General features: G+C 59.6%; 9 protein-coding genes and 3 pseudogenes. 6 read left to right on the top strand and 6 right to left on the bottom strand.

The genetic code is table 11. The annotated features are described in order from the left end of the window. The 4 genes and pseudogenes from AC244_RS34320 to tnpC all read left to right on the top strand — a co-directional run. A partial coding sequence (locus AC244_RS34320; RefSeq protein ID WP_152976238.1) for a transposase occupies window positions 1-736 on the top strand: 736 nt, incomplete at its 5' end. 387 nt (window positions 737-1,123) lie between these two features. Next, a complete protein-coding gene (locus AC244_RS34315) occupies window positions 1,124-1,510 on the top strand; it encodes a transposase (RefSeq protein ID WP_053253293.1) in 387 nt (128 codons plus the stop codon). A 68-nt stretch (window positions 1,511-1,578) separates the two neighbouring features. Beyond that, window positions 1,579-1,929 carry an IS66 family insertion sequence element accessory protein TnpB gene (gene tnpB / locus AC244_RS34310; RefSeq protein ID WP_234717129.1) on the top strand — a complete coding sequence of 117 codons (351 nt, stop codon included), beginning with the start codon at window positions 1,579-1,581 and terminating at the stop codon, window positions 1,927-1,929. Then, window positions 1,926-3,335 (top strand): annotated as a pseudogene (gene tnpC / locus AC244_RS34305) (IS66 family transposase); the annotation flags it as partial. The gene tnpB and the pseudogene tnpC, both read left to right, overlap by 4 nt. Window positions 3,336-3,363: 28 nt before the next feature. Here tnpC and AC244_RS34300 read toward each other — a convergent pair. The 3 genes and pseudogenes from AC244_RS34300 to AC244_RS38530 form a co-directional block, all read right to left on the bottom strand. Beyond that, the gene (locus AC244_RS34300; protein ID WP_053253292.1) at window positions 3,364-5,439 is read right to left on the bottom strand and encodes a recombinase family protein; all 2,076 of its coding nucleotides are present in this window, start codon (window positions 5,437-5,439) and stop codon (window positions 3,364-3,366) included. Beyond that, window positions 5,432-5,608, bottom strand: a complete 177-nt coding sequence (locus tag AC244_RS38535) for a hypothetical protein (protein ID WP_234717130.1) — start codon at window positions 5,606-5,608, stop codon at window positions 5,432-5,434. Before AC244_RS38535 ends, AC244_RS34300 begins: the two co-directional genes overlap by 8 nt. Window positions 5,609-5,711: 103 nt before the next feature. Continuing rightward, window positions 5,712-5,933 (bottom strand): annotated as a pseudogene (locus AC244_RS38530) (DUF5372 family protein); the annotation flags it as partial. Between AC244_RS38530 and AC244_RS34295 the strand changes: the two are divergent. Further along, a pseudogene (locus AC244_RS34295) lies at window positions 5,909-6,091 on the top strand (transposase domain-containing protein); the annotation flags it as partial. The pseudogenes AC244_RS38530 and AC244_RS34295 overlap by 25 nt on opposite strands. Window positions 6,092-6,106: 15 nt before the next feature. On the opposite strand, the gene AC244_RS34290 reads toward AC244_RS34295, so the two are convergent. Next, entirely contained in the window at window positions 6,107-7,330 is a 1,224-nt protein-coding gene (locus tag AC244_RS34290) for an ISAzo13 family transposase (RefSeq protein ID WP_053253290.1), read from the bottom strand. 100 nt (window positions 7,331-7,430) lie between these two features. Between AC244_RS34290 and AC244_RS34285 the strand changes: the two genes are divergently transcribed. Continuing rightward, entirely contained in the window at window positions 7,431-8,981 is a 1,551-nt protein-coding gene (locus tag AC244_RS34285) for an arylsulfatase (RefSeq protein WP_053253289.1), read from the top strand. A gap of 545 nt (window positions 8,982-9,526) precedes the next feature. Here AC244_RS34285 and AC244_RS38525 read toward each other — a convergent pair. Next, window positions 9,527-10,390, bottom strand: a complete 864-nt coding sequence (locus AC244_RS38525) for a hypothetical protein (protein ID WP_053253288.1) — start codon at window positions 10,388-10,390, stop codon at window positions 9,527-9,529. Beyond that, the gene (locus AC244_RS34275; RefSeq protein ID WP_053253287.1) at window positions 10,387-11,196 is read right to left on the bottom strand and encodes an alpha/beta fold hydrolase; all 810 of its coding nucleotides are present in this window, start codon (window positions 11,194-11,196) and stop codon (window positions 10,387-10,389) included. Before AC244_RS34275 ends, AC244_RS38525 begins: the two co-directional genes overlap by 4 nt. Window positions 11,197-11,312: the final 116 nt, after the last annotated feature.

Below are 11,312 nucleotides of genomic sequence, written 5' to 3'. Positions count from 1 at the left end.
CCGCCCGAACGGGGTGAAGCACAGCCGCGACCGCCCCAAAACCCCGCGCCCCCCCGTGAGTTATCGCCAGCAGGCGAGTGAACAGTTGCCCCGGGCGGCGGGCCCGGCGGGCGAACTGGGGCAGCCCCAGCTCCGCCACTATAAGCCGCTGATCGAGCGGATCATCGCCCAGACCGAACGGCGGGTCCTGGCCGGCGAGCCGGTGCCGGCTGGCGAGAAGCTGGTGAGCCTGTTCGAGCCGCATGCCGACATCATCGTCAAAGGCAGCCGCGACGTCGACTACGGCCACAAACTCAATCTGACCACCGGCAGAAGCGGACTGGTCCTCGACCTCGTCGTCGAAACCGGCAACCCGGCCGACAGCGAGCGCTTGCTGCCGATGCTGGAACGCCACATCGCCTTTTATGGCCAGGCGCCGCGTCAGGCGGCGGCCGACGGCGGCTATGCCAGCCGCGATAATTTGAGCCGAGCCAAAGCCTGTGGCATCCGCGACATGGCCTTCCACAAGAAGTGCGGCCTCAAGATCGAAGACATGGTCAAGAGCCGTTGGGTCTATCGCAAGCTCAGAAACTTCCGCGCCGGCATCGAGGCCGGCATCTCCTGTCTGAAGCGCGCTTATGGCTTGGGGCGCTGCACCTGGCGCGGGCTCGACCACTTTAAGGCTTATGTCTGGTCCTCGGTGGTCGCTTACAATCTCGCCCTCCTTGCCCGCCTCAGGCCGACCTTACGCTCCTGATCCGGTAGCGTTCAGAGCAAGCCCGGCGAGCGTCGGCCGATACCCCATGATCCCATTGCCGCCAGATCGCTCTTCGGGCCATAACCTGCGCGGCCTTGTGCCATCACGCGTCCCAAGAAACGATGGCAGCCGGCAAACAACCTTTCAAAACCGCAGAAAAACAGGCGTTTGTGGATGGGCACTAGGCTAGGCGCTCGAGCAAAGCTGCTCGCGACAGCCGCTGCTGCGTTTACGTTCGTCGCCATCCCTTGGGGGTCGGCGACTGCCCAAACGCCCCAATCTGCTAAACCGAACATTCTCATGATCGTCTGTAAGCGGGTAGGCCATCCCACGTAGCGCGGCATCGAAAGATCGCTCATTTTCGGCATGAATCATGCGGAGAAACCTATGAGCGACAGTGTGAATCAGGCTCGTGCCTTTGAGGTTCTGACGGCGACACCAATACGGACGAGGCGCAAGCCACGAGATTGGCCGGATGCTGAGAAGGCTCGGCTGATTGCGGAGACAATGCTGCCGGGGGCGAATGTATCAGCGATCGCCCGCGCTGAGGGGCTGGATCCCTCGCAGCTTTACGGCTGGCGCCGCAAGGCCTTGGCCTCGGGATCGGTTGTGCCCCTTTCGAAAGAGGCTAATGAAAGGGTTAGTTTCGCGCGCGTCGAAGCTGTTGCAAGTTCACCGGTGGAGATCGTCATAGGTGACGTCGTGGTGCGCGTGGCCGGGGATATCGAGCCGGATCATCTTGGCAGGATCCTTAGGGCGGTACGCAAAGCATGATTGCGTCTGGCGTTGTCGTTTACGTCTCCTGCCAACCGGTCGACTTTCGCAAGGGAGCGGCTTCGTTGATGGCTTTGGTCAGGGATGGCGGTCTCGATCCTTTCAATAGCGCCCTTTACGTGTTCCGTTCCAAGCGGAAGGACCGTGTCCGGATCGTGTGGTGGGATGGCAGTGGGGTCTGTCTCTATTCGAAAGTTATCGAAGGAAATGGCTTTTGCTGGCCGGCTGCGACGGCGGCGCGCATCCGTCTGGATCATGCCCAGCTCATGGCCCTTCTGGCCGGAATGGATTGGAAGAAGATCCGCCCGGCGGCAATCAGGAGGCCGCTTTCGACGGGCTGGATCCCTCCAAGAAATCCGACGCATGTTACTGTAAACGCTAGGAAAAGATCACAATTTGTGATCTACTTCCTGCTATGACGTTCTCTGCTTCGGACCTTCCTGACGACGTTGATGCACTCAAGGCGATGATCGTCGCCATGAGCGCAGAAGGCGCCGCTGCCCGAGCGGAGATCACCCGGCTTGAGGCGCTCAAGAAGGATACGGACGAGCGGATAGCCACTCTCACTGCGATTGTGAAAGTGCTTGAGCGGGCTCAGAAAGGCACGCGCTCGGAACGGCTGCGACTGGGGATCAACGACGATCAGATCGACTTTGCGTTCGAGGAAGTCGAGACCGGCCTGGCAGCGATCGACAGCGAACTCGACCAGTCACGGAAAGACAAGCCGAAGCGGGAAGCACGCCCGCGCAAGGGCTTTGCCGCCCATCTCGAGCGCATTGAGGAGGTCATCGAGCCTGAAATCCCCGAAGAATGCCGAGGGCTGGAAAAGGTTTTGATTGGCGAAGACCGATCCGAGCGGCTCGATGTCATCCCACCGAAGTTCAGGGTCATAGTTACCCGCCGGCCGAAATACGCGTTTAGGGGCCGTGACGGTGTGCTGCAGGCTCTAGCGCCTGGCCATATCATCGAAGCCGGGCTGCCGAGCGAACGGCTCCTGGCTTACATCGCTGTATCCAAATACGCCGACGGCCTACCGCTCTACCGTCAGGAAACAATCTACCTGCGCGATAGCGTGACGCTGAGCCGCTCCTTGATGGCTCAATGGATGGGACATCTCGGCTTCGAGCTCAAGATCCTGGCCGATTACATCCTGGAAAAGATCAAGGCAGGTGAAAGGGTATTTGCCGACGAAACAACATTGCCGACCCTGGTGCCTGGTTCGGGAAAAACAATGACGGCATGGCTGTGGGCCTATGCACGTGATGATCGGTCGTTCGGGGGATCAGGGCCACCAATGGTCGCCTATAGATTTGAAGACAGCAGAGGTGGGCGCTGTGTGGCCCGTCACCTGAGCGGCTTCAACGGCATTCTTCAGGTTGATGGGCACGGCGCCTATACGAGCATGGTCAAAGAGCAGGTGAAGGCCGGCAGCAACGAAACCATCACGTTGGCCGGGTGCTGGGCGCATGTCAGGCGCAAATTTTACGAACTGCATATCGGTGGTATCAATCAGGCCGCGACAGCCTCGGTGAAGGCGATGACCGAGTTGTGGAAGGTCGAGGACGAGGTCCGGGGAAAGGATGCCAACATCCGTGCTGCCGCACGACAAGAGCGGTCTGCGGCCATTGTCGCCAACCTTTTTGACATCTGGGAAAAGGAGCTGGCGAAGGTCTCTGGCAAGTCCAAGACCGCGGAAGCGATCCGCTATGCAATGACCCGCCGACAATCTCTGGAACGCTTTCTCGGTGACGGCCGCATCGAGATTGACTCCAATATCGTCGAGCGCGCAAGGAAGAATAGTCTATTTGCCGGAAGCGACGAGGGCGCGTCATACTGCACATCTGATGATGTCCTTATAATAAAAGGGGATTTTGAACCAGATCCTGAGATCTCGGGCGCCGTGATCGCCTGGCATCGGCTTCGCGGCGCACGGCGTCGTGCTGGAGGTCGGAAAGTCGGACGATCCAAGGCGCTCCGGTGCATAGCTGGCGCGCCGGAAGGACGCCGCTGCTGACCATCCGATAGGCCGTAGCTCGACTCACCTTCAGAATGTCCGCGGCCTCATCGAGGGTTCTCTCACCGCGTTCGGCCCGCTCACCTTCTCGATAGACGGAGATACCATGGATGTTGCGAAGGCTGCAGACGTGGCTTCGCGTCCAGCTGGCGCCATGCCCGGTCCGCTTGCCGGAACGGTTCAGGATCGCTGCGATTGACAAATCAGGTAACTGCCTGGCCAAAGCGCGCACGAGATCAACGACATCATCCTTAACTGCCCAGCGGGTCTGGCCGATCTTGTTCTTCCTCACTGTCATCCGGGTATGATCGCCACCTTGCCAATGAATGATGATCGCCAATGTGTCGTCGACGATATCGACGATAATTTCCGTGATCAGTAACCGAATGATCTTTTTGCGCGTCTCGGTGGATACACTGGGGCTGTCCCATGCCTGCCCCAGGTCCCTACCGAGCTTCATCAGTCTTGCACGGTCATCTGCCGATAGTGCGGGCATGTCACGGTCGGTCGAGAGCGTCTCAAGCTCGATCTCTAGGTCACGCAATTGGATCAGCTTCTCATTCCAGCGCCTTTCCAACTCGCCCGCGACCAACCGATTGTCGGGATCGACAGCGTCATACTGGCGGCGCGCTCGGGCAGCCTCGTATTGTGCTTGCTTGATTGAGTTCTCGAGTTGCTGATGCTTATCGCTATGACGCTGAGTGTGCGCCTCCATTGCTCGCAAGGCCGCCTCGATTCCGAGAGGTTGCAACCGTTCGAGAACCTCCTGCGCGACGGCCCGATCAACCCGCATGCCACCGAAGCCGATACAGTTGCCGACCGCCATGTCGCCGAACGTGCCGCGACAAACATATCGCTGCGTATTGCCGCCTTTCCCAGAGTATTGAATATGCAGTCGGCGACCGCAGCGACCGCAACGGAATAGTCCGGGCAATAAAGCTTCGCCACGTCTTATCGAACCTCGTCCCATGTAGCTTTTTCCATTCGCATTCTCGGCGATCAGATGCTGATTCCTTTCAAACTCGGCCCAGCTAATATAGCCTTCATGATGGTCGTGGATCAAAACCTCCCAGTCCTTCGAATTACGCCGCAACGTATCACGCGTGACCCGTTTCCGCCCATCCTTGATCATCACACGTGTCGCACGCCGGCCGTAGGCGTACGAGCCGGCGTAGACCGGGTTCGTCAGTATGTGATGAAGGGTGTGATAAACCGGAGCTTTCCACTCGATCGGCCGTTTGCCGCGCCCTTGCAGGACGGACGGAACCAAGACATTCTCCTGTCTGAACCAGAGCAGCACTTGGCGGACAGTCTGCAGTTCGGCGAACTTGCGGAAGACGAGCAGAATACTCTCCTGAACGCGCCGATCTGGATCCTTCTCGACACGGACGTCATCCGTCTTCACGTATCCGACGGCAACGGTCAGATGAAGGTCGCCGCGCCGCGCCTTTTGGCGCATAGCTTCGACAGATCGCTGCCTGAACACGGATAACTCCATCTCGCTCATCGTGCCCTTCATGCCAAGAAGGAGCCGGTCGTTAGGCGAGCGCGGATCATAAATGGCCTCTTCATCGACGATCAGCGTGCCGACCAGACCACAAAATTCCAGCAGCGTGTGCCAGTCACGACCGTTGCGTGCCAGACGTGACGCCTCCAGCGACACAACGGCTCCCACCCGACCTTCACAGATTGCTGCCAACAGCTTCTCGAATCCAGGGCGGGCCGTGCCACTGCCAGATCGTCCAAGGTCATCGTCCACGATCTCGACGGTCTCCCAACCCAACTGTCGTGCGCGCTCGACCAGACTATACTGCCGTCTTTGGCTTTCCAGATTATTGGCAACTTGGTATGCCGTCGACTGCCGGACGTAGACGAAGGCGCTAAGGCTAAGATGGTCGGCAGTGATCTTACTCATTGCCCGCCTCCTTTCCGCCGCCGGCGAACCGCTTGCCGGCCAGCTTTGCCGCCGCTTCTGTCAACAGTAATTGCAGGAGTGTTAAGGCTTCCCGGCGCTGGGTGTCGCTCAGGTCTACCGGCCGGGCTGTCACGAACAGATCCAATTGCATGCGAAATTGCTTTCTCATGGCTTATCCCTTCGGCTTCTTGCACCGAGCGACAGAGTACGAGAGAATCAATGAAAGCGCGCAGTTCAATAAGCTTCGTTGCCGAAAGGCGCGGCTCGGCTACAATCTCGATCGAACTTGCCGCAGGATCAAACATCCATGCGGGGATTTGAAATGAGCCACCATGCGATTGCCGAATGAGCAGATAATGAACACCTTCGTGCTCATGGCTGCCGGTTACCAATACGGTTTGGTCAACCAGTGGATGGAAGGGATAAGTGACCTTGGATTCGAATGCCAGAAACCCGGCATTATGAACCCGGCTTGGAAGGCGGTGGCAACACATGGGCCACGATCGCCACGCTTTTGCAGACAGCTAAAATGAACAACGTCGATCCGCTCGCCTGGCTGACACAGACCTTAGTTCGCATGGCCAACGGATGGCCCGCGCAGGATATCGACACTCTAATGCCGTGGAACTTCGAGTCGAGCGTGGTCGGCTAAGGATCCGTTGATAAATTATCGCATCGATATCGGCTTGTTTGGGCTGATGGTGTAATTCCAGTCGCCGTGGAATTGGTGGCGATGGATGTTGATGGCGTCCATCTCGGCATCGCTAACTTTGATGCCGGCGGGGTAGGCATTGGTGTCGATCTCGGACTTTACCGTGAGGCCGGCTTTGGTTGTGGTTGCGGCGATCAGTTGGACAATGGTCTGGTAGCTGACGAGCGGCTTACCGCGCCAGTTCTTGGTGATGAACGAGAAGAGGCGATGCTCGATCTTGTTCCATTTGCTGGTGCCGGGCGGCAAATGGCAGACGGTGATGGCCAGGCCGAGTTCGTCGGCCAGCGTTTGCAATTCACGCTTCCACAGCCGGACGCGGGCACCGTTGCTACCGCCGCAATCGGCGGTGATCAGCAGCCGTGTCGCGTTTGGATAGCGTTGACATCCCATCGATTGCCACCAGCGGCGGATGGAGTTGACCGCGAAGCTGGCCGTGTCGTGGTCGATGCCGACACTGACCCAGCCAGCGTTGTCGGCGATGTCGTAGACCCCGTAGGGTGCCGCCCGGCCGAGCTCGGGGATGAGGAAGTCGTGCACCCGAACCGCTTCGGGCTGCCCTTTTGGGCTGTATTCCCGGCCGCCATTCTTGAAGTCGCCGACCAGTTCCTTTTTCTTGGTGTCGACCGAGATCGCCGGCTCAGCTGCCGCCAGCGCCTCTTTCACCCGGTCGTTGATGTAGCCGAACTGCGCATCGCGGTCGGGATGGTTTGTCCCCTCGCGGGTCTTGCGGTTGGCCTGCAGGGTGTACCCCATCTGCCGCAACAGATCGGCCACCACGTTGTGGCCGATGCGATGGCCAAGCGCGCCAAGCCCGCTCGCCAGATTGCGCAGGCTCTTGGCCGTCCACAACAGCGGTGCCATCGGATCGCCACGCGTGGCGGGCTCGACCAGGTCCTTGAGGTCGGCCAAAAGCGTCGCATCCGTGGCGGCCAATGACCGCCGGCCTCCGCCTTGGCGACGAACCCGATCCGCAGCCGCCTCCGGCGGTGCCTCGCCGCGCAATTCCGCCAAACCGCGCGTGATCGTGCTGCGCGCCAGACCCGTGATCCGTGAGACCGCCGTCACACCGCCGCGGCCGGCCGCCAACGCTTCGGCTGCTGCAAAGCGCCGCCGTCCACGCTCGTCCAGAACCGGATCGAGCGCCGCATAGCGCAGTTGGATGGCAGCCTCGTCAATCACGCCACGATTCTACAGGCTTAAAACGAAAAGGGAATCCCAACCCCCGCCAAAATCCAAAGACGCGATTCAATTATTTATCAACAGTTCCTAACCGCTTACGATCGTCTCCGATGACACGGGTTTTGGCGATCTTGGACCGTATGGCGGTGGCGAAGGACGCGGGATGCCGACGCCAAATATCGACAAGATGGCAGACAGTGGCATGACGTTTTTTAACTTCTACGCGCAGCCGAGCTGTACACCTGGCCGCGCAGCGATGATCACGGGGCGAATTCCCAACCGCAGCGGCATGACCACCGTCGCGTTCCAAGGTGAAGGCGGTGGCCTGCCTGCGGCCGAATGGACACTTGCGTCCGTCCTCAAACTTGGCGGCTACGATACCTATTTTACCGGCAAGTGGCACCTTGGCGAGGCAGACTACGCTCTGCCGAACGCCCAAGGCTTCGATGTGATGAAGTATTGCGGGCTGTATCACCTGAACGCCTACACCTACGCCGATCCAACGTGGTTCCCCGATATGGACCCGAAGCTGCGGGCCATGTTCCAGCGCGTGACCAAAGGCGCACTGTCCGGCAAGGCGGGTGAAAAGCCCGTGGAAGAGTTCAAGATCAACGGCCAGTATGTCGATACGCCAAGCGTGAACGGTGCACCGGGCGTTGTCGGTATTCCGTTCTTCGACAGTTACGTCGAGAAGGCTGCCCTTGGCTTCCTTGACGACGCATCCAAATCCGACAAGCCATTCTTCATCAGCGTCAACTTTATGAAGGTGCATCAGCCGAACATGCCGGCACCGGAATTCGAGCATAAGTCGATGTCGAAGTCGAAGTATGCCGACAGCATCGTGGAACTCGACACCCGCATCGGCCGCATCATGGATAAGCTCCGTGAGACCGGCTTGGACAGGAACACGCTCGTGTTCTACACCACGGACAATGGCGCCTGGCAGGACGTGTACCCCGACGCTGGTTACACCCCATTCCGTGGCACCAAGGGCACAGTCCGCGAAGGCGGCAATCGCGTTCCCGCCATCGCTATCTGGCCGGGCAAAGTCAAGCCACGCGGCAAGAACCACGATATCGTCGGCGGGCTTGATCTGATGGCAACTTTCGCCTCTGTTGCCGGCGTCGCTCTGCCGGACAAAGACCGCGAGGGCCAGCCGATCATCTTCGACAGCTATGATATGTCGCCGGTCCTGCTCGGTACGGGCAAATCGGAACGCACCTCCTGGTTTTACTTTACCGAGAACGAACTTTCGCCCGGCGCTGCCCGCGTCGGCAACTATAAAGCCGTGTTCAACTTGCGCGGCGACGATGGTCAGTCGACTGGAGGACTGGCGGTCGATTCGAACCTTGGCTGGAAGGGCGCGTCCAAATATGTCGCAACGGTCCCGCAGGTCTTCGATCTCTGGCAGGATCCACAGGAGCGCTACGACATCTTCATGAACAACTATACGGAGCACACCTGGACTTTGGTAACCATCAGCGCCGCGATCAAGGAGCTGATGCAAAGCTATGTGAAGTATCCGCCACGCAAGCTTCAGAGCCAGAGCTATGCCGGTCCGATCGAGATCTCGAAATACGAGCAATTCCAGTGGTTGCGCGATCAGTTGAGCAAGGAAGGTTTTAACCTCTCCATGCCAACGGGCAACTAATCACGTCGACCACGGAAAAGTGGTGTAGTCGTCAAGAGAGGTACGGGACCGATCTCCGCCCCCGTCTTGGCAACTACACCACACTCCCGCTGCCGGCATAAAGAGGATGTCCATGTTTCGTGAATGTTCTCAATAATCGGCGAACCGCTCTCAGAGTTCTCCACGGGAAGTCATCTCAGTCCTGCCGCGCGAATGGTAGCGGAGGACCTTCTCACATCGCTCCCTCCGATCGGGAAGGAAACGGTGACTAAGCCGGCGGTACCTTCCGCGCGGTCCTTCGCCGCGAATTCCTGGAATACCTTGAGACGCAGCGAGACCGGGATTTCGCCGCCAAGCGCCGCTACTGCATGTTTCCTTAAATCGTAGCCGATTTAAGGACAAAAACATGCAGCAATTCAAAGCGCTACAGCGACCTTTGCGCGTCTGATAAGACGCGCGGCGCTGTAGAGCATTTCCAGGAAAAATGCGAAGCGGTTTTCCGTCAGGAAATGCGTAAAAACAAAGAGATAGAGCGTTTCTGCGACTCCGTCTAAACCGGAAACGCTCTAGAATTGCGGTTGCGGCTCCGCCTGTCCGCTGCCTTCCGGGCCGCTGTCCCTCGCCTTCGCCAGTTGCAGAACCTCGAGCGTGCGTGCCAGCTCCCAGGCGGCCTGAAGTTCGGTTTCAAACAGCGCTATGCTGACATCGATCGGCTCCAGCCCCACGCGCGAGGACGGTATACCGCGCCGGCCGATCTCGTCCTGTACCCGGTAAAGATCGGCGCGCAGTGCATCGACATTCAGTCCAAGCGAATGCAGCACCACGTTGATCTTGCGCTGCAGGTAGCCCCGCGAACCGGCGCCGAGCTCCGAGCGCAAGCCGAGGATCGACAGAAAATTGACGAGGAAGAGGTAGCCGTCGGCCCCGAGATCCGCATGGGGATAGCGCGGCAGCGCGCGCATCGTCTCGGAAAAGCGCGGCCGCGAACACAGGAAGATATCGATCCGGAACGCCATGTCGATCAGGTCGGTCCATTCCGCCTCATTGAGCGGGCCGAGCCCATCCAGTTCAGGGTCGACATTGAAATAGGGCATCGAGCGCCTGGTAAGGATGAGCGCCAACCGCACGGTAGAAGGCGACATCGGCGAGCCGCGGGCAGCTTCCTCGCCCGCCAGGCGCACGATGCCGGCGTCCGGCGCATCACGCTCGATCTCGCCACGGCTTGCCAGATATTCATGGCGCAGCATGGACGTCTGGAGATAGGCGAGCCAGGCGAGCCGCACCTGGCGGGACGCGGCCCAGCGCGCCAGCAGATAGCCGGCGCCGACAACAGGCATATTGTAGAGGCGAAGATCGTGCCGCTCGAAGCAATTGTGCTCGAAGCCGGCAAACGGTTCGAGGGAGAGACGCGTTCCGGACACGTCGCTCATCGCAGGCACTCCTCGATGTCGTCGAGCACCCTGCGATAGCCGGCGTCGCTCTTGCAGACGTCCGTATGGTTGCGACGATCCACCGTATAGAACGGCGGATCCTGTGCAAAATCGCCGGGTTCGACGATGTTTTCATACTGGCCGATCGTGATCTTGGTCGCGACCAGGCATCGCAGTCGCCCGCGCGTCAGCCGTGCCAGTGTGCCGGCCTCGACATCCCTTATGAATTCCGATTTCGGCCGAAGGTCTTCCAGGATCGGCGCTTTGTAGAGCAGGCCGCATCGCAGGGCCGCCAGGATCCCGTGCCCCTCCATCACCCCGCCCGCGTTGTGCAGCGCGTTCGATCCCTTGTGGGCGGGCGCATAGAGCAGGAGCTGGATGTGATCCGCATAGGCGTCGGCGGCCCGCGCCAGATCCAGCGCCACCTGCCGCATGATCGCGCCACCCAGCGAATGCGCCACGACGACGACCCGATCGTAGAGGAAGGGCTCGCGCTTGGGGCCATAATAGATGTAGCGATTGGAAAATTCGGCCGGCTCGGCCAAAAGCTTGCGAAACAGATCGAGTACCGAGCGGCTGATCACCCGCGCCCGGCTGCGCACGCTGTCATAGCCGAGGAAGAGAACGTCTGCGGCGGAAAAAAGCGCATCCCGTCGGATGTAGGCACTGGCATTGTGCCAGGTTGCCTCCGCGGCACCGGTGAAGCCGTGCAGGAAAACGACCAGCGTTCCGGGCCTATCGAGGCACCAGAAGGCCGAACTGCCCACGCCGAAATCGATCCGGCCGAGACAATAGTGATTGCTCATTGCCCGCCCTTCCAACGCCTCTCTGCCACTATCATACAAGGCATTGCTCAATCAGGCGATGCATCTATTTTAAGTAGTATTACGGCGCGATACGCGCCGCCTGCCCCGTCCCAAAG

Source organism: Ensifer adhaerens (genome assembly GCF_001270265.1).
GTDB lineage: Bacteria > Pseudomonadota > Alphaproteobacteria > Rhizobiales > Rhizobiaceae > Ensifer > Ensifer adhaerens_B.
Note: the sequence above shows the minus strand (reverse complement) of the source record. Positions and strands in the feature narration are given on the sequence as shown.

Excerpts from the sequence above, each read along its gene's own strand:
- AC244_RS34315 (WP_053253293.1), top strand. The coding sequence starts at position 1,124 with ATGAGCGACAGTGTGAATCAGGCTCGTGCCTTTGAGGTTCTGACGGCG.
- tnpB (WP_234717129.1), top strand. The coding sequence starts at position 1,579 with ATGGCTTTGGTCAGGGATGGCGGTCTCGATCCTTTCAATAGCGCCCTT.
- AC244_RS34300 (WP_053253292.1), bottom strand. The coding sequence starts at position 5,439 with ATGAGTAAGATCACTGCCGACCATCTTAGCCTTAGCGCCTTCGTCTAC.
- AC244_RS38535 (WP_234717130.1), bottom strand. The coding sequence starts at position 5,608 with ATGAGAAAGCAATTTCGCATGCAATTGGATCTGTTCGTGACAGCCCGG.
- AC244_RS38525 (WP_053253288.1), bottom strand. The coding sequence starts at position 10,390 with ATGAGCGACGTGTCCGGAACGCGTCTCTCCCTCGAACCGTTTGCCGGC.
- AC244_RS34275 (WP_053253287.1), bottom strand. The coding sequence starts at position 11,196 with ATGAGCAATCACTATTGTCTCGGCCGGATCGATTTCGGCGTGGGCAGT.